General features: G+C 69.6%; 18 protein-coding genes. 12 read left to right on the plus strand and 6 right to left on the minus strand.

Features of this window, described 5'->3' with window-relative positions:
• Window positions 1–162: 162 nt before the first annotated feature.
• The gene (pulA, locus tag AB0O65_RS10090; RefSeq protein ID WP_363384691.1) at window positions 163–5,889 is read left to right on the plus strand and encodes a pullulanase-type alpha-1,6-glucosidase; all 5,727 of its coding nucleotides are present in this window, start codon (window positions 163–165) and stop codon (window positions 5,887–5,889) included.
• 314 nt (window positions 5,890–6,203) lie between these two features.
• Here the strand turns inward: pulA and AB0O65_RS10095 are convergent, their stop codons facing one another.
• A complete protein-coding gene (locus tag AB0O65_RS10095; RefSeq protein WP_363384694.1) occupies window positions 6,204–8,981 on the minus strand; it encodes an immune inhibitor A domain-containing protein in 2,778 nt (925 codons plus the stop codon).
• A 284-nt stretch (window positions 8,982–9,265) separates the two neighbouring features.
• Here AB0O65_RS10095 and AB0O65_RS10100 point away from each other — a divergent pair, with 284 nt between their 5' ends.
• The 5 genes from AB0O65_RS10100 (at window position 9,266) to AB0O65_RS10120 (ending at window position 14,322) form a co-directional block, all read left to right on the plus strand.
• Window positions 9,266–10,768: a CoA-acylating methylmalonate-semialdehyde dehydrogenase gene (locus AB0O65_RS10100; protein WP_363384697.1), complete on the plus strand. Its 1,503-nt coding sequence runs from the start codon at window positions 9,266–9,268 to the stop codon at window positions 10,766–10,768.
• Window positions 10,769–10,779: 11 nt separating this feature from the next.
• Window positions 10,780–11,970, plus strand: coding sequence for an acyl-CoA dehydrogenase family protein (locus tag AB0O65_RS10105; protein ID WP_363384700.1), 1,191 nt, complete (start codon window positions 10,780–10,782; stop codon window positions 11,968–11,970).
• On the plus strand, window positions 11,967–12,854 hold the full coding sequence (mmsB, locus tag AB0O65_RS10110) for a 3-hydroxyisobutyrate dehydrogenase (RefSeq protein WP_363384703.1): 888 nt from the start codon (window positions 11,967–11,969) through the stop codon (window positions 12,852–12,854). Before AB0O65_RS10105 ends, mmsB begins: the two co-directional genes overlap by 4 nt.
• Before the next feature lie 245 nt (window positions 12,855–13,099).
• Window positions 13,100–13,876, plus strand: a complete 777-nt coding sequence (locus AB0O65_RS10115; protein WP_099195541.1) for an enoyl-CoA hydratase-related protein — start codon at window positions 13,100–13,102, stop codon at window positions 13,874–13,876.
• On the plus strand, window positions 13,873–14,322 hold the full coding sequence (locus AB0O65_RS10120) for a putative immunity protein (protein ID WP_363384706.1): 450 nt from the start codon (window positions 13,873–13,875) through the stop codon (window positions 14,320–14,322). The genes AB0O65_RS10115 and AB0O65_RS10120 overlap by 4 nt, the downstream gene beginning before the upstream one ends.
• A 141-nt stretch (window positions 14,323–14,463) precedes the next feature.
• Here the strand turns inward: AB0O65_RS10120 and AB0O65_RS10125 are convergent, their stop codons facing one another.
• Genes AB0O65_RS10125 through AB0O65_RS10135 form a run of 3 tightly spaced genes read right to left on the minus strand, consistent with a single transcriptional unit; the run spans window position 14,464 to window position 15,922 of the window.
• On the minus strand, window positions 14,464–14,913 hold the full coding sequence (locus tag AB0O65_RS10125) for a YdeI/OmpD-associated family protein (protein ID WP_363384709.1): 450 nt from the start codon (window positions 14,911–14,913) through the stop codon (window positions 14,464–14,466).
• A 26-nt stretch (window positions 14,914–14,939) separates the two neighbouring features.
• Window positions 14,940–15,386, minus strand: a complete 447-nt coding sequence (locus tag AB0O65_RS10130; protein ID WP_340085982.1) for an SRPBCC family protein — start codon at window positions 15,384–15,386, stop codon at window positions 14,940–14,942.
• A complete protein-coding gene (locus tag AB0O65_RS10135; protein ID WP_099195537.1) occupies window positions 15,386–15,922 on the minus strand; it encodes a MarR family transcriptional regulator in 537 nt (178 codons plus the stop codon). Before AB0O65_RS10135 ends, AB0O65_RS10130 begins: the two co-directional genes overlap by 1 nt.
• A gap of 117 nt (window positions 15,923–16,039) precedes the next feature.
• Here AB0O65_RS10135 and AB0O65_RS10140 point away from each other — a divergent pair, with 117 nt between their 5' ends.
• The 3 genes from AB0O65_RS10140 to AB0O65_RS10150 are packed head-to-tail and all read left to right on the plus strand — an operon-like array spanning window position 16,040 to window position 19,525.
• Window positions 16,040–16,816, plus strand: a complete 777-nt coding sequence (locus AB0O65_RS10140; RefSeq protein ID WP_099195536.1) for an electron transfer flavoprotein subunit beta/FixA family protein — start codon at window positions 16,040–16,042, stop codon at window positions 16,814–16,816.
• Between the two features lies 1 nt (window position 16,817).
• On the plus strand, window positions 16,818–17,789 hold the full coding sequence (locus AB0O65_RS10145) for an electron transfer flavoprotein subunit alpha/FixB family protein (RefSeq protein WP_363384714.1): 972 nt from the start codon (window positions 16,818–16,820) through the stop codon (window positions 17,787–17,789).
• 2 nt (window positions 17,790–17,791) lie between these two features.
• Window positions 17,792–19,525, plus strand: coding sequence for a cytochrome b/b6 domain-containing protein (locus tag AB0O65_RS10150; protein ID WP_363384717.1), 1,734 nt, complete (start codon window positions 17,792–17,794; stop codon window positions 19,523–19,525).
• A gap of 73 nt (window positions 19,526–19,598) precedes the next feature.
• Here the strand turns inward: AB0O65_RS10150 and AB0O65_RS10155 are convergent, their stop codons facing one another.
• Complete coding sequence (locus tag AB0O65_RS10155; RefSeq protein ID WP_071643576.1) at window positions 19,599–20,108, minus strand: GNAT family N-acetyltransferase; 510 nt, start codon at window positions 20,106–20,108, stop codon at window positions 19,599–19,601.
• 120 nt (window positions 20,109–20,228) lie between these two features.
• On the opposite strand from AB0O65_RS10155, the gene AB0O65_RS10160 reads away from it, so the two are divergent.
• From AB0O65_RS10160 to rocD, 3 genes are all read left to right on the plus strand, one after another.
• Complete coding sequence (locus AB0O65_RS10160; RefSeq protein WP_363384720.1) at window positions 20,229–20,789, plus strand: acyl-CoA thioesterase; 561 nt, start codon at window positions 20,229–20,231, stop codon at window positions 20,787–20,789.
• Window positions 20,790–20,974: 185 nt separating this feature from the next.
• Window positions 20,975–21,871 carry a dimethylargininase gene (gene ddaH, locus AB0O65_RS10165; RefSeq protein ID WP_363384723.1) on the plus strand — a complete coding sequence of 299 codons (897 nt, stop codon included), beginning with the start codon at window positions 20,975–20,977 and terminating at the stop codon, window positions 21,869–21,871.
• Window positions 21,871–23,088: an ornithine--oxo-acid transaminase gene (rocD, locus tag AB0O65_RS10170; RefSeq protein ID WP_071643568.1), complete on the plus strand. Its 1,218-nt coding sequence runs from the start codon at window positions 21,871–21,873 to the stop codon at window positions 23,086–23,088. Before ddaH ends, rocD begins: the two co-directional genes overlap by 1 nt.
• A gap of 95 nt (window positions 23,089–23,183) precedes the next feature.
• Here the strand turns inward: rocD and AB0O65_RS10175 are convergent, their stop codons facing one another.
• On the minus strand, window positions 23,184–24,761 hold the full coding sequence (locus AB0O65_RS10175) for a molybdopterin-dependent oxidoreductase (RefSeq protein ID WP_071640502.1): 1,578 nt from the start codon (window positions 24,759–24,761) through the stop codon (window positions 23,184–23,186).
• Window positions 24,762–24,763 lie beyond the last annotated feature (2 nt).

The following is a 24,763-nucleotide window of genomic DNA, read 5'->3' on the forward strand; positions in this document are numbered from 1 at the left end:
GTCGCCGCTGAAAGCGCTTGCGTTTCGAAGGGGAGGCGGCGGTCGAGCGCGCCGGATTCCCGGCATCCGGACACTGGAAGCGCTTGCACAACCACGCGGAGGGCTGTTACCTTCGCAGCACAGCCACCGGCGCGCCGCCGCGCCCTTCCTGACGGAGTCCCTGTGTCGAAGAAGACCTCCCTACGCCGTACCGCCCTGCTCGCGACCGCCGCTCTCGTGGCATCCGGTCTGTCCTCCTTCGGTGCGCTCGCGGCGCCGGCCGTGGCAGCCGACCGCACCGTCGCCCTCGTCGGCGACCTGCAGTCGGAGCTCGGCTGCGCAGCCGACTGGGCGCCCGACTGCGCGGCGACCGAGCTCACCCCGACCGGCGCCGAGGGCATCTACTCGGCGTCGTTCGAGGTGCCCGCCGGCAGCTACGAGTACAAGGTCGCGCTCAATGACGCGTGGGACGAGGCGTACGGGCTCGACGGCACCGGCGACAACATCCCGCTCACCGTGGGCGGCCCCTCGACGCTGCGTTTCACGTTCGACGACAACATCAAGCGGGTCGGCGTCGAGGTCGAGAGCCTGAAGAAGGGCTACACGGCAGACGACGACGCCCTGATCTCGAAGCCCGTGCGTCAGGCCGGATCCGATGAGCAGTTCTACTTCGTGATGACCGACCGCTTCGCCAACGGCGACACGTCGAACGACACCGGCGGCATCGACGGCGACCGCCTCGCGACCGGATTCGACCCGACGAACAAGGGCTTCTACCAGGGCGGCGACATCGCAGGCCTTCGCGAGAACCTCGACTACATCGACGGCCTCGGCACCACCGCCATCTGGCTGACCCCCAGCTTCGCCAACAAGCCGGTGCAGGGCACCGGGGCCGACGCCAGCGCCGGCTACCACGGCTACTGGATCACCGACTTCACGCGCATCGACCCGCACCTGGGCACGAACGCCGAGCTCGAGTCGCTCATCGCCGAGGCGCACGACCGCGGCATCAAGGTGTACTTCGACATCATCACCAACCACACCGCCGACGTCATCGACTACAGCGAGAAGCAGTACTCGTACATCGATCAGGCGACCAAGCCCTACAAGACGGCAGACGGCACGGCGTTCGACCCCGCCGAGTACGCAGGCACCGACGGCTTCCCGACCCTCGACGCCAAGACGAGCTTCCCGTACACGCCGGTCGTCGCCGACGCCGAGAAGGACGCGAAGACGCCCTCCTGGCTCAACGACCCGACTCTGTACCACAACCGCGGAAACTCGACCTGGTCTGGCGAATCGGTCACCTACGGCGACTTCGACGGCCTCGACGACCTGATGACCGAGCACCCGACCGTGGTGAACGGATTCGTGAAGGTCTACCAGGACTGGATCGACCTCGGCATCGACGGCTTCCGCATCGACACCGTCAAGCACGTCAACTTCGAGTTCTGGCAGAAGTGGACGAAGGGCGTGCTCGACTACGCGCACGGCAAGGGCAAGGACGACTTCTTCATGTTCGGCGAGGTCTACGACGCCGACCCGGTCAAGCTCGCGCCCTACGTGCGCGACACCGACATGAACTCGGTGCTCGACTTCACCTTCCAGTCGTCGGCTGTCAGCTACGCCTCGGGCAACTCCGCCAAGGGCCTGCAGACGCTGTTCGCCGGCGACGACCGCTACACGACCCCCGACTCGAGCGCGACGGCGCTGCCGACGTTCCTCGGCAACCATGACATGGGTCGCGTCGGATCATTCCTGCAGCGGACGGATGCCCCGCTGCAGCGCACCGAGCTGGCGAACGAGCTCATGTTCCTCACTCGCGGTCAGCCGGTGGTCTACTACGGCGACGAGCAGGGCTTCGCGGGTGCAGGCGGCGACAAGGACGCCCGTCAGACGCTCTTCGCCACCCAGGTCGACGAGTACGCGAACCAGAACCTGATCACGGGCGAGAAGGCTGGTTCGGCCGACCGCTACGGCACGGACGCCCCGCTGTACGAGCACATCGCCGCTCTCTCGGCGCTGCGCGAGGCGCACCCCGCGCTGCGCGACGGCGCTCAGATCGAGCGGCACGCGGCCTCGGGCGCCGGGGTCTACGCCTTCTCGCGCGTCGACGCCGACGAGAAGGTCGAACACCTGGTCGCCGTGAACAATGCGACGTCGGCGCAGACCGTCGACCTCACGACCCTCACCGCCGACGCCTCGTACAGCGTGCTGTACGGCGACGGCACGGCGGTGACGACGGATGCCGGCGCGGCGACGACCATCACCGTGCCGGCGCTCTCAGCAGTGGTGTGGAAGGCGGATGGCACGGTCAGCGCTCCGGCCGAGGCCGCGCCGGTGACCATCGCGGCCCCTGCGGCGGGTGCCGGACTCAGCGGACAGTCGCCCGTGCAGGCCGACATCGCCGACCAGTGGGCGCAGACGAGCTTCTCGTGGCGCGTCGCCGGATCCGACGAATGGCACGCACTCGGCACGGCCGAAGACACCGAGCCGCGCGTCTACCACGACATCCGCGGCCTGAAGAAGGGCACGCTGGTCGAGTACCGCGCCGTCACGACGGATGCCGCAGGCAACCACTCCGCAGCATCCACCTACGCCTCGGTGGGCAACCAGGTCTCTCTCGCGGTCGACGAGCAGCCCGAGTCGCCCATCGAGATGGTGACGGTGCCGGGCAGCCTGAACTCCGAGATGGGCTGCGCGGGCGACTGGGACCCGGCGTGCGAGAAGGCGAAGCTGACGCTGCGCTCCGACGGTATCTGGGCCGGCACGTTCGACCTGCCTGCCGGTGACTACGAGTACAAGGCCGCGATCGACGGCAGCTGGGCGGTCAACTACGGCGCGAACGGCGTGCTCGACGGCCCCAACGTCACCGCCTCGCACAAGGGCGGCAAGATCTCGTTCTACTTCGACCCGCGCACGAACATCGTGCAGTCCAGCGCCGAGGGCCCGATCGTGACCCTGCCCGGCTCGCTGCAGGATGAGCTCGGCTGCTCGGGCGACTGGATGCCCGACTGCCTGGCTACCCTCATGGCCGACGGCGACCGCGACGGCGTGTACGAGTTCTCGACCTCCGAGCTGCCCACCGGCGCCTACGAGCTGAAGGTCGCGCACGGTCTCAGCTGGGACGAGAACTACGGTGCCGACGGCGCTGCGGGCGGTGCGAACATCTCGTTCAGCGCCACCGAGGGCAAGGTCACATCGTTCCGCTACACCCTCGACACGCACGTGCTCGAGGTGACCAGCGACGACCCGCCGCTGCCCGGCACCGGCGAGCAGCGCGCGCAGTGGATCGACGAGCGCACCATCGCCTGGCCGGCGAAGCTCGGCTCGCCCGACCGTGCCGCCTACCAGCTGTACGCGTCGGCTGACGCTTCGGTGAAGGTCGCCGACGGCGACGTGACCGGCGCCGAGCCGATCGCGCTGAACGTGATCGACGGCGGACTCACCGACGCGCAGAAGAAGCGCTTCCCCGCGCTGGCCGGCTATCTCGCGCTGCAGGTTCCGGATGCTGATGCAGCCGCCCTGCTGAAGGGCCAGCTGGCCGTCGCGCAGCGCGACACCTCTGGCGCTCTCACCGCGTTCACCGGTGTGCAGATCGCCGGCGTGCTCGACGACCTCTACGCCGACGAGGTCGACGACCAGCGTCTCGGCGTGACCTTCAAGGGAGTCAACCCGACCTTCCGCCTGTGGGCGCCGACCGCGCAGAGCGCGACGCTGCTCACCTGGCCGGCCGGTGCCGCCGCTGATGCCGAGCCGACGCGCCATAAGGCGTCGTACGACGAGGCGTCGGGTGTGTGGACGGTCAAGGGCAAGAAGGCGCTCGACGGCGCGGAGTACCTGTGGGAGGTCGTCGTGTACGCGCCGACCACCGGCAAGATCGAGACCAACCGGGTCACCGACCCGTATTCGGTCGCACTCACCGAGAACTCCGAGCGCTCTGTCGCCATCAGCCTCGACGACAAGGCGTTCCAGCCGAAGGCGTGGCGCAAGACGAAGGCTCCGGTCGTGGCACGCTCGGTCGACCGCGCGATCTACGAGCTGCACATCCGCGACTTCTCGATCGGCGACAAGAGCGTGCCCGAGGCCGAGCGCGGCACCTACCTCGCGTTCACGCGCGACGGGGCCGGTGCGAAGCAGCTGCGCCAGCTCGCAGATGCGGGCATCAACACAGTGCACCTGCTGCCGTCGTTCGACATCGCGACGATCGAAGAGAACCGGAAGAAGCAGGCGCAGCCTGACTGCGATCTGCGCTCGTACGGTCCGGCCGACACCGCGCAGCAGGAGTGCGTGGCGGCGATCGCAGCCGAGGACGGCTTCAACTGGGGCTACGACCCGTACCACTACTCGACCCCCGAGGGCTCGTACGCGGTCAACCCCGACGGCGGCGCGCGCGTGGCCGAGTTCCGCTCGATGGTCGGCGGACTGCACGGCATGGGCCTGCAGGTCGTGCTCGACCAGGTGTTCAACCACACCGCCGAGTCGGGCCAGGCAGACCGCTCGGTGCTCGATCGAGTTGTTCCCGGCTACTTCCACCGTCTGAACGCGGCGGGTGCGGTCGAGACCTCCACGTGCTGCGAGAACGTCGCCACCGAGCACTCGGTGGCCCAGAAGCTGATGGTCGACTCGGTCGTCACCTGGGCGCGTGACTACAAGGTCGACGGCTTCCGCTTCGACCTGATGGGGCACCACTCGACGGCCAACATGCGCGCTGTGCGCAAGGCGCTCGACGCCCTCACCGTGAAGGAAGACGGGGTCGACGGCAAGTCGATCCTCCTCTACGGCGAAGGCTGGAACTTCGGCGAGGTCGCTGACAACGCGCTGTTCGAGCAGGCCACGCAGGGCCAGCTCGGCGGCACGGGGATCGGCACGTTCAACGACCGGCTGCGCGACGCCGTGCACGGCGGCAGCCCGGTCGACGGCTCGTCTACCTTCCGTCAGGGCTTCGGCACCGGTCTCGGCACCGACCCGAACGGCAACGCCATCAACGGCAGCGCCGAGCAGGCGCTCGCCGACCTCGGCCACGAGACCGACCTGGTCAAGCTGGGCCTGGCGGGCAACCTGCGCGACTACTCGTTCGTCACCAGCGACGGCAAGACCACTGCCGGCGATGACATCGACTACCGCGGCGCTCGCGCCGGGTACGCCGATCAGCCCGACGAGGTGATCAACTACGTCGACGCGCACGACAACGAGACGCTGTACGACCTGTCGGTGCTCAAGCTGCCGGTCGACACGTCGATGGCCGACCGGGTGCGCATGAACACGCTCTCGCTCGCCACGGTCACGCTGTCGCAGGCGCCGTCGTTCTGGCACGCCGGCACCGAGCTGCTTCGCTCGAAGTCGCTCGACCGCAACAGCTACGACTCGGGCGACTGGTTCAACCGCATCGACTGGACCGGCAAGGAGTCGACGTTCGGGTCGGGGCTGCCGATGGCCGCCGACAACGAAGAGAAGTGGGGCATCATGCGCCCGCTGCTCGAGAACGCGGCGCTCAAGCCGAAGCCTGCCGACATCGCCGCTGCAGAGGCGAGTGCCCTCGATCTGCTGCGCGTGCGCAGCGAGGTCGACCTGCTCCGTCTCGGCTCGGCGAAGCTGATCGAGCAGAAGGTCACCTTCCCGAACGGGGGAGCGGATGCCGCACCCGGCGTCATCGTCATGCAGATCGACGACCTCGTGGGTGCTGACGTCGATCCGGCTCTCGACGGCGCGCTGGTCGTGTTCAACGCCTCGCCCGAGTCGGTCACGCAGACCGTCGACGGGCTCGCCGGCCGCTCGTTCGCACTGACGCGTGCGCAGGCGAAGGGTGCGGATGCGGTCGTGAAGAAGACGACGTGGGATGCCAGGACCGGCACCGTCACCGTGCCGGCCCGCACGGTCGCCGTGCTGGTCGACGCCCAGGGGCGCTGACGCCCCCCATCCCGCCGCCCGGCCCCGCCCCGCCCGGCCCCGCCCGGCCCCGCCCTCGCCCGGCCCCGGCCCCGGCCCCGCCCGCGCCCGCCCCGCCTGCAGCGAGACTTGCGTTCCAGCACGAGACAGGGCTTCAGAAGGCATGTCTCGTGCTGGAACCCAAGTCTCGCGGGGAGGGGCCGGGGATCAGGGAGTCGGCGGGAGCCGGCAGGGGCCGGGGATCAGGGCATCCGGTCATCCGGGCATCCGCACGCGAAAGCGCCGGTCACCCGAGGGTGACCGGCGCTCTCGGTGCGGCGATCAGCTCTTGATCGTCACTCCGCCGAAGGCGGCGTGACCGAGATGAGCGCTGCGGTGTTGCTCTGCATCGCCTTCTTCACGGTGATCACGGTGCCGTAGCCGACGCCCGCATCCGCCGGGTTGCCCGATCCGAGGATCGTGTTGCCCAGGTCGAGACCGTACAGGTCGGTCGCCGGGGAGCCATCTGCATTCACGACGCGAGTGGTGTACGGCGCATCGCCGACCGACGGCACGACGACGGAGGCGTCACGCAGGCGGTAGTACAGGTCGTCACCACGGACCTCGATGCCGGGCACCCAGCCCTTGTCATCGGTGAAGGTGCTCACCGGCGACTGCGGGGCGATCGTGGTGCACGCCTCCTTGTAGTTCTCGTCGACGGAGCAGTCCTTGAACGCGTACGTCGGCTGGAGGCCGAACGCGGCGTTCGACGACTGCGCGCGGCTGGAGATGTTCTTCAGCGGCGACGGATCCATCGCGGCCTGCGCACCGGTGCGGCGCAGCGGGTCGAAGTGGCTGTCGACGAGCAGCAGCCCGCCCTTCGCGCCCCAGCTCGGCAGGGCCGTGTGGTTGGAGGCGACGTGGTTGGTGTCGCCGTAGGTGGTGTCGCGGTACCAGACCAGCGCGCCCGGTGCGTTGTACGGCACCTTCTCGACCTTCCAGGCCTCGTCGCTGTACACCGTGGTGTACCCGTACTTCAGGCCCTCGTCGAAGCCGTCGAGGTTGCGCCACTCGACCAGGTAGTACTGCGCCTTGATCTGCGTGCCGCTGTCGTGATGCCATCCCGCGCCGGTGGTGTCGGTCCAGGTGCCGACGGTGGCGGTCCATCCGTTGTCGCCGTTCTCGACGTCGTCCGTCCAGACCGCGGTGTCACCGCTGGTCAGGGCGAAGTCGTCGGCGAACCAGCCGCGCTCCTCGAAGGCCGCGTCGGTCGCCTGACGCAGTCGCACCTGGATGCTCTTGCCGGCGAACGACGACAGGTCGATGTAGTCGTGACGCCATCCGTCGCTGGATCCGGTCAGACCGTACTTCTTCCCGCCGAAGTCCTTCAAGCGGCCGTTCGGGTCGGAGTAGCCGTCGTCGGTCGAGACCAGCGTGCCTGCCTCGTCGTAGACCTTCTGCTCGCCCCACGTCTTGCCGCCGTCGGTCGACACCTCGACGAAGCCGAAGTCCCAGTCCTCCTCGATCACGTAGTCGTTCCACATCCAGAACTTCGCGTTCGCGGGAACGCTGTCGATCGAGCGGCTCAGCGTGACGTCGGCCCAGCTCTGGTCGGCGCCGGAGTACCACATGTCGTCGCCGCTGTGCGGGGTGGTGAGCACGATCTTCTTGTCGGGCAGGTTCACCTTGATGCCGTCCTCGGTGCCCTTCTTCGGGCGCGAGGTCTGGCCGACCTTGATCGTGCGGGACCTCTCGCCCGGGTTCACGACCTCGGGGTCGGCCCAGCCGAGCACCCACTTGTCCCAGAGGCCCATGTGGGTCGGCATCGACTGGAAGATGGGGCCGGAATGCGATCCCGAGCTCATCAGATCCCAGAAGTCGATGTCGGAGTTCCCGGCGTTCGACGTGTCGTAGAGGTCGGGAAGACCCAGGTCGTGGCCGTACTCGTGCGCGAACACGCCGACACCCGAGTCCTCGGGCTGCACGATGTAGTTCGAGATCTTCAGGTCGGTGCCGGGGATCGTCGCGCCGCCGGCGACAGCGGAGGAGTGCGCCCAGATGGCGTAGGTGCCCTCTTCGCCCCCACCGCCGGACTTGTCGGCACCGGCGTGCACGAGCACGACGTGGTCGATCACGCCGTCGGGCTCGTTCACGTTGCCGTCGCCGTCGCGGTCGCCCTGGTCTTCGATGTCGTAGTCCGCCCAGGGGAAGTCCGGGTTCTGTGCGGCCACGGCCGCGACCGCGTCGATCGGCAGCTGACCCGGTCCGAGCGGGTTGTCGGGGTGGCCCTGCATGTCCTGCATCGGACCTGCCTCCCACTCGCCCGCATCGTTCTTGTGGCAGACGGTCGCACCGTAGTAGCCCTCCGAGTGCGGCACGCTGACCCACTCGGTGGCAGAGCCGCTGAGCGAGTACGCCCCACGCGACATCTCCTCGTACATGTTCTTCATGGTGTAGCCCGAGATGTCGAAGCCGGGCTTGCCGTCGGGGCCGGTGAGGTCGGTGCGCACCCGCTCGGTGATGCCCTCCTCGGTGAAGAGCATCTTGTTGAAGTGCTCGCTCGAGAAGTCGGGCACCCACATCGAGTTGTTGTCGAGGTGCTCGGTGGCAGCCGGGTCGGGGATGTTGTTGTGCAGGGTGGGGCCCTGCACACTGCCCGGCTTGCAGTCCGTGGCGCCGAACTCGGTCGGCACGTACAGGTCGCTGAAGTCGTCGGTGCCGTCGAACTCGACGAGGATGGTGAGGAGCTTCGCCTGCTGCGTCGTCTTCGACTTCTTCAGCTGCTTCGGGCTCTTCCCGGTCTTCAGCGCCTTCGCCTCGGTCTTGGCCAGCTGCTTCGCGGCCTTGGGGTTTCCCTGGGCGAACTTCTGGTCGTGCTCGGCGGCCTTCTCGAGAGCCTTGCCGCTCACGGAGCGCTTCATCTGTCCGGTGGTGTTCGCGATCGGGGCATCCGCCGGCACCTCGACCATGTTGTCGGCTCGCGGCGCGACGTAATTCATGTAGTACTCGTCAGATCCGATCTGGGGCGCCGCCTGTGGCGCCTCAGTGTCGGGCGACGCAGCCGCGGTCGCGGTCGCCCCGCCGAAGGCCGTGAGGCCGGCGGCTGCGATCACGAAGGCGGACGTCGCGGCCACGGCGCGTCGTCGCGCTGGGGCAGTCCGATGTGACATTGCTTCTCCCTTCGGACACCGTCGTCGAAGGGGTCCCGCGACGGTGCGAAATGAACCACCCCGATCGGGGCGGACCTATACGGGTTTACCTGTAGAAAGGCTGAGAGGGAAGAGGAAACGCGAGAAAACCTCGACTGGTGCGCGGAAGAAGGTGTCCGCCACTCGGGTACTAGGGAGTCCTAGCAATTGCTCTGTGTCCCGCGTATCGTGGTCACTGTGCCAAAGACGGTGCAGAGGAGCGTCACACAATGACTCGTATGATCCCCCATTTCGTAGGCGGAAAGCACGTCGAACCGACCGGCGGTCGCATGGCCGACGTCTTCGAACCGAGCACGGGAGCCGTGCAGGCACGTGTTCCCCTCGCCACGACCGACGAGGTCCGCGCCGCGATCGACGTCGCCGAGGCGGCGCAGCCCGAGTGGGCCGCGACCAACCCGCAGAAGCGCGCCCGCGTGCTCATGCGCTTCGTCGACCTCGTGAACCGCGACATGGACGAGATCGCCCGTCTGCTCTCCAGCGAGCACGGCAAGACGTTCGAAGACGCCAAGGGCGACGTGCAGCGTGGGCTGGAGGTCATCGAGTTCTGCATCGGGGCTCCGCACCTGCTCAAGGGCGAGTACTCGACGGGGGTCGGCACCGGCATCGACGTCTACTCGATGCGGCAGCCGCTGGGCGTGGTCGCAGGCATCACGCCGTTCAACTTCCCCGCCATGATCCCGCTGTGGAAGGCGGGTCCTGCCATCGCCTCCGGCAACACCTACATCCTCAAGCCGAGCGAGCGCGACCCCTCCGTGCCGGTGAAGCTCGCCGAGCTGTTCCTGGAGGCGGGTCTGCCCGCCGGCGTCTTCAACGTCGTGCACGGCGACAAGGAGGCGGTGGACGCGCTGATCACCGACCCGCGCATCCAGGCGGTCGGCTTCGTCGGGTCCACCCCGATCGCCGAGTACATCTACACGACCGCCATCGCGAACGGCAAGCGCGCGCAGTGCTTCGGCGGAGCGAAGAATCACCTCATCGTCATGCCCGACGCCGACCTCGATCAGGTCGCCGACGCCCTGATGGGCGCCGGCTTCGGGTCGGCGGGGGAGCGCTGCATGGCGATCTCGGTCGCCGTGCCGGTGGGGGAGGAGACGGCGGATGCCCTGGCAGCCAAGCTCACCGAGCGCGTCGCCGAACTGAAGGTCGGACCCTCGCTCGAGGAGGGGATGGACTACGGCCCGCTCGTCACGAGGGATGCCGTGAACCGCGTCACCGGGTACATCCAGCAGGGCCTCGACGAGGGCGCCACGCTGCTCGCCGACGGTCGTGGCTTCTCGGTCGAGGGTCACGAGGAGGGCTTCTACCTCGGCCCGACGCTGTTCGATCACGTCACCACCGACATGGCGATCTACCGCGAGGAGATCTTCGGCCCGGTGCTCGTCATCGCGCGCGCCGCCGATTACGAAGAGGCGCTGGCGATGGCATCCGACCACGAATACGGCAACGGCGTGTCGATCTTCACCCGCGACGGCGACGCCGCGCGCGACTTCACCGCCCGTGTGAACGTCGGCATGGTCGGCGTGAACGTGCCCATCCCGGTGCCCATCGCGTACTTCACCTTCGGGGGCTGGAAGCGCAGCGGATTCGGCGACCTCAACCAGCACGGCACCGACGCCTTCCGCTTCTACACGAAGACCAAGACGGTGACGAGCCGGTGGCCCTCGCACGGCGTGCGCGACGGCGCCAGCTTCGTCATCCCCACGATGTCCTAGGAGCCGGAGCCATGACCATGATCGAACCCACCACCGTCACGGCCGAGGAGCGCGAGGCCATCCTCGGCGCCGTACGCGAATTCGCCGAGAGCGAGCTCGCCCCGCACGCCGCCGAGCGCGACGAGAAGCACATCTTCCCGCGCGAATCGCTGCAGCGCGCAGGTGAGCTCGGCCTCGGCGGCATCTACGTCGGCGAGGAGTTCGGCGGCACGGCCCTGGGAAGGGTCGACACCGTCGCCATCTTCGAAGAGCTCGCCAAGGGCGACCCGGCGGTCGCCGCGTACATCTCGATCCACAACATGGTCGCCTGGATGATCGACACCTACGGCGACGAGACGCAGCGCGGCCGGTGGCTGCCCGCGCTCACCGCCATGGAGCAGTTCGGCGGCTACTGCCTCACCGAGCCGGGCGTCGGCTCCGACGCCGCGAATCTGGCCACGAGCGCGACGCGCGACGGGGATGACTACCTGCTCACCGGGGTGAAGCAGTTCATCTCCGGTGCGGGCGAGGCAGGGGTCTACGTCGTCATGGCGCGCACCGGCGAGCCCGGCTCGGGAGCGAAGGGCATCTCGGCGTTCCTCGTGCCGGGTGACGCCGAGAACCTCAGCTTCGGCGTCAACGAGAAGAAGATGGGCTGGCACGCCCAGCCCACCCGTCAGGTGATCTTCGACGGGGTGCGGGTTCCGGCATCCGCCATGCTCGGGGAGGAGGGGCGCGGCTTCGCGATCGCCATGTCGGCGCTCAACGGGGGCCGCCTGAACATCGCCGCCTGCTCGCTCGGGGGTGCGCAGTGGGCGATCGAGAAGGCCGTGCAGTACGTGCACGAGCGGGTCGCCTTCGGCGAGCCGCTCGCCGAGAAGCAGTCGATCCTGTTCGCTATCGCCGACATGCGCACGGAGCTGCAGGCCGCGCGCCTGATGGTGCGCGACGGCGCGCAGGCGGTCGACGAGAAGGCCCCGGATGCCACCATGCGCTGCGCGATGGCCAAGCGCTTCGCCACCGACGCCGGCTTCGAGGTGGCCAACAGGGCCCTTCAGCTGCACGGCGGCTACGGCTACCTTCAGGACTACGGAGTCGAGAGGGTCGTGCGCGACCTGCGCGTGCACCAGATCCTGGAAGGGACGAACGAGATCATGCGACTCATCGTCGGACGAGAGATGCTGCGCCCCGCGGGCTCGGTCTCGATGCGGAGCGCATCATGACCCGCATCGCCTTCCTCGGGCTCGGGCACATGGGGCTGCCCATGGCCGTGAATCTGGTGAGGGCGGGGCACGATGTGCACGGGTTCGACCTCGTGCCCGCCGCGATCGACGCGGCGCGCGCGGCGGGCATCCCGGTCGCCTCCAGCGGTGCGGATGCGGTCGCGGATGCCGAGGTCGTCATCACCATGTTCCCGGCGGGGAAGCACGTGATCACCGCGTATTCCGACGAGCTGCTCGCCGCAGCTCCATCAGGAACCCTGTTCATCGAGTCGTCGACGATCGCCGTCGACGAGGCGCGCACGGCGCACGAGATGGCCGTCGCCGCCGGTCATCGCAACGTCGACGCGCCTGTCTCGGGCGGAGTGGTCGGCGCCGAGAACGGCACCCTCGCCTTCATGGTCGGCGGCTCCGACGAGGACTTCGCGGCGGCGCTGCCGCTGCTCGAGGCGATGGGAAAGCGCATCGTGCACTGCGGCGGACCGGGTCTGGGTCAGGCGGCGAAGGTGTGCAACAACATGATCCTTGCGGTGTCGCAGATCGCCGTCGCCGAGGCTTTCGTGCTCGGCGAGCGGCTCGGCCTCGAGCATCAGGCGCTGTTCGACGTTGTCTCACAGGCATCCGGCCAGTGCTGGTCGATCACGACCAACTGCCCCGTGCCGGGTCCCGTGCCGACGAGCCCGGCCAACCGCGACTACCAGCCGGGGTTCGCCGGCGCACTGATGGCGAAGGATCTCGGCCTCGCGCTGCAGGCGATAGACCAGACCGGAACGGATGCCAGGATGGGCCGTCTCGCGCAGCAGCTGTACGCCGCGTTCGCCGAGGGGGACGGTGCGGCGCGGGACTTCTCGGGGATCATCACCGACATCCGGGAGGGCACGGTCTGACGCGGCTTCACTGGTCCCGAATGGCCGCCTCGTCCGCGAGGAGGCGACCATATGGGACCAGTCGCCGGCAGGCGAGGCTGGGGCGGACCCGGGCGCCCAGCCCGAAGGTGTCGGCTGGGCCCGAATGGTCTCCTCGCGCGTGCGGAGGCGGCCGGATGGGACCTGCGACGCGCGCGGGCAGCGGCGACGTCGGGCCGACCTGAGATACTGGAGGCGCCGCGACGTGGCGGCGGGAGGGGAGCGACATGTCCGAGTACGAGACGATTCTTGTCGAACAGCGAGGACGGGTGGGCTGGATCACCCTCAACCGGCCGGAGGCGCTGAACGCCCTGAACGGCCGGGTCTCAGAGGAGGTCGCGGCTGCGGCATCCGTCTTCGATGCGGACGACGGCGTCGGCGCCATCGTCGTGACCGGCTCCGAGCGGGCGTTCGCCGCGGGCGCCGACATCAAGGAGATGGAGTCGAAGACCGGTGCCGAGATGCTCGACACCGACCACTTCGGCGCGTGGACCCGCTTCGCCGCTGTGCGGACCCCGGTCATCGCCGCCGTGTCGGGCTACGCGCTCGGCGGCGGCTGCGAGCTGGCGATGATGTGCGACATCATCCTCGCCGCCGACACCGCCACGTTCGGGCAGCCCGAGATCAACCTCGGCGTGGTGCCCGGGATGGGCGGCACGCAGCGGCTCATCCGGGCGGTCGGCTACTACAAGGCCGCCGAGCTCATCCTGTCGGGGCGGCTGATCAAGGCCGATGAGGCCGAGCGCATCGGACTCGTCTCGCGCGTGGTCCCCGCGGCCGACCTGCTCGACGAGGCGACCTCGCTCGCCGAGACGATCGCGTCGAAGTCGCTGCCGTCGCTGTATGCGGCCAAGGCGACGCTGGATGCCGCGATGGAGACCACCCTCGAAGCCGGCCTCGCCGTCGAGAAGCAGCAGTTCGCCGCGCTGTTCGACACCGCAGACCAGAAGGAGGGTATGGCCGCGTTCCGCGAGAAGCGCCCCCCTCATTTCCAGCACCGGTGAGCGCCGCCATGGACACGCTGCCCGATGACGCCGACCTGACCCTCTCCGAGGACGACCGCCGCGAGCTCGTGCAGTGGACGGTGGCGTGCGCGGAGCGGATGCTGCCGTTCTTCCTGGCCGAACGCCCCCACGACTCCCGCCCGCAGGAGGCGCTGGAGGCCGCCCATGCGTTCCTCCGCGGCGAGCTCAGCATCGACGAGGTACGCGAGCGGGCGTTCGCCTGCCATGCCGCGGCTCGCGAGTCGACGGATCCGAACGCCATCGCTGCGGCTCGGGTCTGCGGTCAGGCGGCGGCTGTCGCGCACATGGCCGGGCACGCCAGGCAGGTGCCGCGGTACACGGCGAAGGCGTTTCCGGGCGATCGCTCTCGTCGCGACGAGGAGCTCGCCTGGCAGCGGATGCGTGTGCCCGAGCGCTTCGATCACTACGTCTACGACGGGGACTGACCCGCCCGCCGATCGCTCGCCGGGCGATCGCTCGCCGGGCGATTCTCGCGAGACTTGCGTTCCAGCATGAGACGGACCTTCTGTAGCACTGTCTCGTGCTGCAGTGGAAGTCTCGCGGGAAGTGCGTGTCGAGGGGCGACGTCAGAGGGCGGTGCGGAGGTCGGCGAGGGCCTTCTCGAGGCGACGCTGGCGCGTGGCATCCTGCTTCGCCTCGGCGATCGAGCGGGCGATCTCCTTCCGCCGCGTGTACGACATGCCGTCGAAGGCGGCCCGCGCGACGGGGTCGGCATCCAGCGCGGCGGCCAGCACGTCCGGCACGTCGACCGTTCGCTCATCGGCGTCCGGCGCGATGATCACGTCGAACTCATCGCCGAGCTCGACCCCCAAGTCGGCGCGCGCCGCCTTGCTGAAGCCGATCAGGTTCTTCCCGCCCATGCGGGCGAGGCGCAGCCGCGCCGTACGGTCGCCGATGGTGACGACGACCGGGAACGCCTTGGCATCGCTCAGCGCGGCGACCTGCTCGTCGTCGAGCACGATGGCTCCCGCCGGACCCATCGGCTCCAGCACCGTGTGCAGTCGCAGTTCGCTCATGCCGGTCATCCTAGAGAAGATGCCGGTCAGGAGAAATGCTCGCTGATCGCGTCGTTGCGCTCGGTTATCACACCGATCAGGTGACGACGCATCACCGAGACGTCGACCATCCGGCCGATCGGCCCGAAGGGCGAGCGGAAATCGATCGTGTCGCGCATCAGCGTGCCGCCGTCGAGCGGCTCGAACTCATGGGTGTGCAGGAATGACCCGAAGGGCCCGCGCACCTGACGGTCGCGGAAGCGTCGAGGGCGCTCGACGTCGAAGACGAGCGAGGTCATCCGGAACCGCAGGCCGAAGTGCCGGGCGCTCCAGGTGACCTGCTCGCCCTCCGCGAGTCGGCCCGAGGTGCGACCGGATGCCACGCGCTCGCCGTGTGAGCGCTGCGACATGAGATGCAGTCCGACGTCGAGCGAGACGTCGAAGACATCCCCCGGCGGAGCGGGGATCACGCGCTCGAGAGTGAAGGACGGCATCAGAGCGGGTCGGGCAGCGGGCGCGGGTCGGTGAAGTCGCCGGCGTTCTTGCGCAGACGCGCGACGATGCCGACCAGCGACGTCGCATCGTCGGCGTCGAGCCCGGGGGAGGAGAACACCTCGGTGTTCAAGGCGGCGGTGGCCCGCTCGACGAGGTCGCGGCCGGAGTCGGTGAGGGTGAGGAGCGCGGCGCGACCATCGTGCGGGTGCGGGTCGCGGCGAACGAGACCGTCGCGCACCAGACGCTCGGCGGTGCTGGTCACGCTGGTGGCGTGCACCTGCAGGCGAGCGACGACGCTCGACAGCGGCAGCGTGCCGGTGCGGCTGAACGCGAGAAGACGCAGCACCTCGTAGCGGGCGAAGGTCACCTGGAACGGCTTGAGAGCGGCATCCACCCGCGACAGCAGCAGCTGCTGCGCCCGCATCACCGACGTCACCACGGCCATGCCCTCGGCTGCGTCCGTCCAGCCGTGCGCGAGCCACTGCCGTTTCGCCTCGGCGAGGGGATCGATGGGGAGGGGGCGGGGTCGGGCCATGACTCCACGGTATCTGCCCGGCGCCCCTCACCCGAGCGAGACTGAGTATCATTTGATGTGACACCTGATTCCAGAAGTTCGCGCGGGTAGGATCGGTACCGGCGAGAGGGAGGTTCGATGAAGATCTACGTCCTGGTGAAGGAAGTGCCCGACACCTACGGTGACCGCAAGCTCGACCTCGAGACCGGTCTGGCGGATCGGACTGCGGGTGACGTGGTGCTCGATGAGATCACCGAGCGTGCACTCGAGGTGGCCCTGTCTTACGCCGACAAGAATCCGGGAACCGAGGTCGTGAGCCTGTCGATGGCGCCCGAATCCGCCACCGCGTCCGTGCGACGCTCCCTCGCGATCGGCGCCGCCTCCGCCGTCCACGTCGTCGACGAAGAGCTGCGCGGTGCAGACCTCACCCTCACCGCAGAGGTGCTCGCGGCCGCGATCCGCCGCGGCGAGCCCGACCTGGTCATCACCGGCAACCTGTCGACCGACGGAGTCGGAGGCGTCATCCCCGCGATGCTCGCCGAGCACCTCGGCTGGGCGCAGGCGACCGCGCTGAGTGCGGTCGAGATCGGCGACGGTCAGCTCACCGGCATCCGCAACGGCGACGCAGGCACGCAGGACGTGACGGTGCCGCTCCCGGCGGTCATCTCGATCACCGAGGCGCTTCCGGATGCCCGCTTCCCCAACTTCAAGGGCATCATGGCCGCGAAGAAGAAGCCCCTCGAGGTGCTCTCGCTGGCGGACCTCGGCGTCTCGGCCGACCCGGCCGTCGCTCCCCGCACGATCATGACGAGCGTCGCCGAGAAGCCGGCGCGAGCCGCCGGCGTCAAGATCACCGACGAGGGCGATGCCGCGGCGCAGCTCGTCGAGTTCCTCGCGCAGAACAGGCTGGTGTGACATGGCGTACCCCGAGAAGTCGATCCTCGTCCTCGTCGACGTCGACCCGTCCGGTGACGCCGCCAGCAGCACGGCGGCGCTGATCGGCGCCGCCTCGACGATCGGAGCGCCGGTGGCGCTGCTCGTCGGCGGCGGCCAGGCGGCGACCGACACGGCGGTTGCAGCCGGCGCACAGGTCGTGCTCACGGCGGCTGGAGATGCCTCATCGCTCACCGTGCCCGCCGTCGACGCGCTGCAGACGGCGTACCGACAGGTGCGGCCGGATGCCGTGCTCATCTCGAACTCGATCGCCGGTCGGGATGTCGCCGGGCGCTTCGCCGTGCGCGAGAAGCTGGCGCTCTCGGTGGATGCGATCGGCGTCTCCCGTGACGATGAGGGCGTGACGGCCCAGCACTCGGTCTACGGAGGCTCGTACCTCACCGACTCGGCGCCCACCTTCGGCACCCCGGTGATCACCATCCGCCAGGGTGCGGTCGACGCGCGTGCCGAGGCGGTCGCCTCGCCCGTGGTCGAGGAGCTGTCGGTCACGGCATCCGGCGCGGTCGCCGCCACCGCAGGCGAGATCGCCGCCGAGGAGAAGACGTCGTCGCGACCCGAGCTGCGCGGAGCCACCCGAGTCGTCTCGGGCGGGCGCGGCCTGGGCTCGAAGGAGAAGTTCGTCCTCGTCGAGCAGCTCGCCGACGCCCTCGGTGCCGCTGTCGGCGCGTCGCGCGCGGCGGTGGATGCCGGGTACATCCCGTACGCGCACCAGGTCGGGCAGACCGGCGTTTCGGTCTCGCCCCAGCTGTACGTCGCGCTCGGGATCTCGGGCGCGATCCAGCACCGTGCTGGCATGCAGACCGCGAAGACGATCGTCGCGATCAATAAGGACGGTGACGCGCCGATCTTCGACGTCGCCGACTTCGGCATCGTCGGTGACGTGTTCACCGTCGTGCCGCAGCTGATCGAGGCGCTCGAAGCCCGGAAGAAGTGACCATGGCCGGATCCATCCGCCGCGGCCTCCCGCGGGCGAAGGGCGGCGAGCCGTGGCCTCCCGCGACCGAGGTCGAGGCCGCCGACGCTGTCGAATCCGCCCAGCCCGCCGAGCTCCCCACCTCGACGTCGACAGCACGGGACCTCGCCGAGAGCACGGCTCCTTCGCGTGAACAACCCGTGCCGTCGCCGACGTCCCGTGCTCTCGACGAGGGGGTTCCGGATGCCTCTGTGCCGGCCGGCGTGAGCCTGCGGCGCGGGCTCCCCCGGGTGCCGGGCGGGGAGCCCTGGCCCCCCGCGGACGCCACGGCCGTGGCGTCCGTCGCGGCTGCCGCCCCCGAGCCCGCTGCCGGTGCGTCCAGTGAGCGGGACCTCGGCGAGCGCACGGCTCCTTCGCGTGAACAGGCCGTGCAGTCGGCGACATCCCGTGCTGTCGACGCAGAAGCGGACGCGGAGGCGGGCGCGAGGATTGCGCACGCTGAGGCGGGGGTGGATGCCGGTGTCGCGGTGCGACGCGGGCTTCCGCGCGTCGCAGGAGGGGAGCAGTGGCCTCCGGCCGGCACCGTGCCCGTGACCGCACACGTCGGGGCAGCGGCTGCGACCCACGAGGCGGCGACCCACGAGGGTGCGACCACTGCGGCCGTCGCGAGCGAGGCCGTTTCGGCGGCGGACGTCGCCGCAACCACCGGCGCCCCCGCAGCCAGGGAAGTGGCCACCGCGGCATCCCGGCCCGATGTCTCCACCCCTCTGCCATACCCGCGCACCGTCTGGCAGGGGCGCGCTCCGCGGCACGCTGCCGAGCCGCTGCCCGAGCCCTCGCCTCTGCGCCCGACCTGGCCACAGGCCATCGGCGGTCTTCTGGGGCTCGCAGCGCTCGGCCTGCTCGCGGTCGCGGCGGTCTTCCTCGTCCGCACCTTCCTCAGTTTCCCGGTGATGCAGGACTTCCTCGCCACCTACCCGGGCGAGTACCACCCGGCCGTCGACGTCGAGCCGGGCTTCGCCCCGTGGGCGAACTGGGCGCACTTCTTCAACATGTTCCTCATGGTGCTGATCATCCGCTCCGGCCTGCGCGTGCGCAGCGAGAAGCGGCCGACGGTGTTCTGGACGCCGCGACGCAACGCCAAGGGCAAGATCAGCCTCACGCTCTGGTTCCACCAGGCACTCGACCTGCTGTGGATCATCAACGGCGTCGTCTTCGTCGTGCTGCTGGTCACCACCGGCCACTGGGCGCGTATCGTGCCGACGAGCTGGGAGGTGTTCCCGAACGCGCTGTCGGCGGGGCTGCAGTACCTCTCGTTCGACTGGCCGACCGACAACGGCTGGGTGAACTACAACAGCCTGCAGCAGCTGGCCTACTTCGTCACGGTGTTCATCGCCGCGCCGCTCGCGATCGTCACCGGGTTCCGGATGTCGGGGCTGTGGCCGAAGAAGGCCGAGGGGCTGTCGAAGGCGTACCCGGTCGAGTGGGCTCGTGCGCTGCACTTCCCGGTGATGCTGTACTTCGTCGCGTTCATCATCGTGCACGTCGCGCTCGTGTTCCTCACCGGGGCGCTGCGCAACCTCAATCACATGTTCGCCGCTCAAGGGTCGGTCGACGGCGCCGCGTACGCCGCGAACTGGACGGGGTTCTGGGTCTTCGTGCTCGCGATGGCCGTGATCGCCGGGGGCTGGTTCGCCGCTCGCCCGCTCGTGCTCGCACCGATCGCGAAGCTGTTCGGGCAGGTGTCCGGCCGCTGATCCGGCCTCCGTGTGATCAGCGTCGCCCCCTCCGATCTGCGGAGGGGGCGACGCTGGCGAAGAAGACGCGGCGTCAGGCTCGCACGAAGCGGACCTCGGTGAGCGTCTCGCCGAGGAACGGCTCGGTGTGGCTCTCGCCGTCGAGCGAGAAGCCGTTGCGCTGGTAGAAGCGGTGCGCGCGGGGGTTGTCGTCGGCCACCCACAGGTAGCAGGGCTCGCCCTCGTAGACGGCGGCGTCGAAGAGCTTCTGTCCGATGCCGGTGCCGTGGTGCGCGTCGAGCAGGTAGATGAAGTACAGCTCGCGCAGCGCCGGTGCGTCCTTGTCGCGGGCGGGGCCCGAGCCCACGAAGCCGACGATCTCACCGTCGACGAGTGCGGCGCTCATGCGGAAGTCGTCGCCCTGGCGCGCCCAGTTCGTCCACAGCTCCGCCATGCGGCGAGGGGAGATCCGCTCGAGGGCGGCCTTGCTGATGAGGTGGTCGTAGGTCTCGTGCCAGCACTGCGCGTGCACGCGGCCGAGGGCCTCCGCATCGACATCGCGGACGGGACGGACGATGATCTCGGTATGGGCTTCGGTGCTCATGTGCGTGACTCTACGCGCCGCCGTCGCGGGTGTGAAATCGGCGGGTGACACGCGCGGGCCCCTGTGGTGATCAGCCAATGAAGTTGGGCGATCCATCGTGGATCACTACTATCGCCCCTTGTGAACGTGATCTGGCGCACCCTCCTCGTCATCCTCCGGGCCCGGCTGCGCACTCGGCGCGGCGGCACGCTCGAGCCGTCTGCGGTCAGCCGCATCCGACTGACGACCCTGCCCACCGACATCGACATCCTCCGGCACATGAACAACGGCCGCTACCTGTCGCTGTTCGACCTCGGCCGGTGGGATCTGCTGATCCGCACCGGTCTGTTCGACGCGATGAACTCGCGCGGCTGGTACGCCGTCGTCTCGAGCGAGACCGTCACCTTCCGCAAGTCGCTGCAGCTGTGGCAGCGCTTCGACGTCGAGTCGCGCTTCGTCGGTCACGACGACAAGGCGGTCTTCCTCGAGCATCGCGCCGTGGTCGACGGCGAGGTGTACGCGCGCGTGATCGTGAGATCCCGGATGCTGCGCCGCGGCGGCGGCACCGTGAGCAACGAGGAGCTGTTCGCGGCCGTCGGCAAGCCCGCCGGTCTGCCCGAGGTCGAGCCGTGGATCCACGAGTGGGCCTCGGCCTCGGCACTGCCGTCGACAAGGAAGCCCGCGCCCAGCGTCTGGCGCTGACCGGCGACCGCGGGTGCGGATCGCTCCCACTTCGGGCGGCGGATGGTGGCGCCACTCAGCATCCGGATGCAAAAATGGCTGTGGCGTGCCTGTGTCGCATCTTCCCCGTGCTCCCGCCGAGGAGCGGGTCGAACTTCCGCCAGGCCCCTGGACAGCGTCCGCCGCACCTTCCCCGAGGAGCACTCATGTCCACGCCTGAAACCGCTACCCTTCGACAGGCTCAGGGGCCCAGTGATGTGGCCACCCGCACCGCCCACCGCCGCCGCTACCTGATGTGCCGGCCCGAGCACTTCACGGTCAACTACTCCATCAACCCGTGGATGGAGCCCGCCCGCCCCACCGACACGGCCAAGGCCGTCGCGCAGTGGCAGAAGCTGTACGACCTGTACCTCGAGCTGGGCCACGAGGTCGAGCTCATCGAGCCGCTCGCCGGCTACCCCGACATGGTCTACACCGCCAACGGCGGATTCGTCATCGGCGGACGCGCCTACGTGCCCGAGTTCCGGTTCGTCGAGCGCCAGGGCGAGGCGCCCGCCTTCGCCGACTGGTTCCGCGCCAACGGCTTCGACACCGTCATGCCGGAAGAGGTCAACGAGGGCGAGGGCGACTTCCTGCTCGTCGGCGACGTGATCCTGGCCGGCACCGGCTTCCGCTCGACCGGCGACAGCCACCGCGAGGTGGGCGAGGTGTTCGGCCGCGAGGTCGTCTCGCTCAACCTCATCGACCCCCGTTTCTACCACCTCGACACCGCCATCGCGGTGCTCGACCCGGTGCAGGGCGTCGAGAACGGCGGACCCGAGCGGGCCAACATCGCGTACCTCCCCGGCGCGTTCGACGACGCCAGCCGCGCGATCCTCGAAGAGCGCTTCCCCGATGCCATCCTCGTCTCCGATGAGGACGGCGCAGTGTTCGGGCTCAACTCCGCCAGCGACGGGTACAACGTGATCATCTCGCCGCGCGCGAAGGGCTTCGAGAGGCAGCTGCGCGAGCGCGGCTACAACCCGATCACCGTCGACCTGTCCGAGCTGCTGCTCGGCGGGGGCGGCATCAAGTGCTGCACGCTCGAACTGCGAGGTGCATGATGTCGACCACCGAGACCGAGACCGTGCTGCACGAATCGGCGAATCCTGAGCCGCACGTCGCCGAGAACTACCACCCGCTTCCCGTCGTCGTCGCCGAAGGCGACGGCGTGTGGGTGACGGATGCCGACGGCAAGCGCTACCTCGACCTGCTCGCGGCGTACTCGGCCGTGAACTTCGGCCACCGGCATCCGGCCATCGTCGAGGCGCTCGTCGCGCAGCTGGGTCGGGTCACGCTCACCAGCCGCGCGTTCATGAACGACCAGCTCGAGCCGTTCGCCGCCGCCCTCGCCGAGCTGTGCGGCAAAGACCTCGTGCTGCCGATGAACACCGGCGCCGAGGCGGTCGAGACCGGCATCAAGGTCGCCCGCGCGTGGGGATACCGGGTCAAGGGCATCCCTTCGGGCCGGGCGCGGATCATCGTCGCGGCCGGCAATTTCCACGGCCGCACGACCACGATCATCAGCTTCAGCGACGACGAGCAGGCCCGCGACGACTTCGGTCCGTACACGCCCGGCTTCGACACCGTGCCGTACGGCGATGCGGACGCGATCGCCGCGGCGATCACCGACGACACCGCCGCGGTGCTCATCGAGCCGATCCAGGGCGAGGGCGGCGTGATCATCCCGCCCGAGGGGTACCTGCGTCGTGTGCGCGAGATCTGCGACGAGCGCAACGTGCTGTTCATCGCCGACGAGATCCAGTCCGGTCTCGGCCGGGTCGGCGAGACCTTCGCGTGCGACCGCGAGGGCGTCGTGCCCGACCTCTACCTGCTCGGCAAGGCGCTCGGCGGCGGCATCCTGCCCGTCTCGGCCGTCGTCGGCGATCGGGACGTGCTGGGCGTCATCCGCCCCGGTGAGCACGGCTCGACCTTCGGTGGCAACCCGCTGGCGGCCGCGGTCGGCCGGAAGGTCGTCGACATGCTCAGCACCGGCGAGTTCCAGGAGCGCGCCCGTCAGCTCGGCGCTCACCTGGCGGCCGCGCTCGAGTCGCTCGTCGGTCACGGCGTCACCACCGTGCGCATCGCCGGACTGTGGGCGGGTGTCGACATCGACCCGACCTACGGCACCGGTCGTGACATCGCCGAGAAGCTGCGCGAGCGCGGCGTGCTCGTCAAGGACACGCACGGTCAGACCATCCGCATCGCTCCGCCGCTGGTGATCCGCGCGACCGAGCTCGACTGGGCCGTCGAGCAGCTGCGCCTCGTGCTCGAGGGCTGACCCGACGCGACGGCGCGCGCCGCGCTGAGAAACCACTGTCGGCATGACGAACCACGCTCGCGCGGGTTTCTCACGCTGACAGTGGTTTCTCGGCGTCAGGAGACGGTGACGTCGATCGTGTGCCACCCGCTGGCGCCATCCGGCGCGGGCGCGGCCACGGCGTCGGTCTGCACGGTGCCGTCGGCGGCGATCGCACGGCAGCGGATGCTGTGCTCGCCGGCTTCGGCGCGCCAGGGCATCCGCCACTGCACCCAGGTGTCGGCGGAGAGAGCGGATGCCAGCTCGGCGCCCTCCCACAGCCCGTCGTCGATCTGCACCTCGACGCCGGAGATCCCGGTGCCAGGCTGCCAGGCGACGCCGGCGATCACCGCATCGCCGGCGTCGACGGCACGACCCGCTCGCGGAACGTCGATGCGGGACTGCAGTTTGATCGGCCCCCGCTCCGACCAGCCGCGATCGGTCCAGTAGGCGCGTGCACGGTCGAAGCGCGTCACCTCGAGGTCGGTGACCCACTTCGTCGCCGACACATAGCCGTACAGCCCCGGCACGACCATCCGGACGGGGAAGCCGTGCGCCAGCGGCAGCGGCTCGCCGTTCATCCCGATCGCCAGCAGGGCATCCCGGTCGTCGGTGAGCGCCTCCAGCGGCGTACCCGCGGTGAATCCGTCGGCCGACGTCGAGAGCACCATGTCGGCGTCCGCGTCGACACCGGCGCGCTGCAGCAGCTCCCTGATCGGATACCCGAGCCAGACGGCCGTGCCGACCAGGTCGCCGCCGACCGGGTTCGACACGCACGACAGCGTCACCGCGCGCTCGGTCAGCGGGAGCGCCAGCAGCTCGTCCCAGGTGAGGGTGACCTCGTCCGCGACCATGCCGTGGATGCGCAGTCGCCAGTCGGCCGGGTCGACGGTCGGCACGATCAGCGCGGTGTCGATGCGGTAGAAGTCGCGGTTCGGGGTGATCAGGGGCGCCAGGCCCGGCACCTCGAGGGCCGCTCCCGACGGCACGGCAGGCGCCGGCGTCGCCGGGCGGGGCAGCCGGATCGCCTCGCGCACGGTCGAGACCGCGGCCGACCCCGCCTTCGTCAGGGCACCGGCGACACCCACGGCCACGCCGACGAGAGCGGTGCCGCCCGCCCACGCCAGGAAGCGTCGTCGCGACGGGTCGGTCGCCGCGTCGGGAGCCCTGACCTCGGCGCGATCGGCCGAGGCCGGCGGCGACGCGGTCGCTCCCGCGAACGCCGCACTGCGCAGCAGCATCCGCAGCGCGACCGCGGCGATCGCGCCGGCGAGCACCGACGGCAGCCAGCTCAGCAGCCCCGCATCCGCCCGGGTGAGCGCCAGCGCGCCCGCGGCGACGCCGATCACCGCGAGCGCGATCACCCCGGAGCGCGACCAGCGGGCCTCGGCGATCCCGGCTGCGGCGGCCAGGGCGAGCAGGACGATGCCGATGCCGACGAGCAGCGCGGTCTTGTCGGCGGTGCCGAACCACGCGATGGCGGTGTCCTTCGCCCAGGTCGGGGCGGCGTCGATCAGTGTGCCGCCGATCACGGCGAACGGGCTGGCGGAGGGGGCGAACAGGGCGGCGAGCAGCTCACCTGCGCCCGCACCGAGGGCCGCTGCGCCCACGCCGGCGGCTGCGGCCATGCCGCGCCGCCCGGGTGATGCATCCATCC

Origin of the sequence: Microbacterium sp. NPDC077391, from assembly GCF_040686955.1 — a bacterium.
In the GTDB taxonomy this organism is placed as follows: Bacteria; Actinomycetota; Actinomycetes; order Actinomycetales; family Microbacteriaceae; genus Microbacterium; species Microbacterium commune.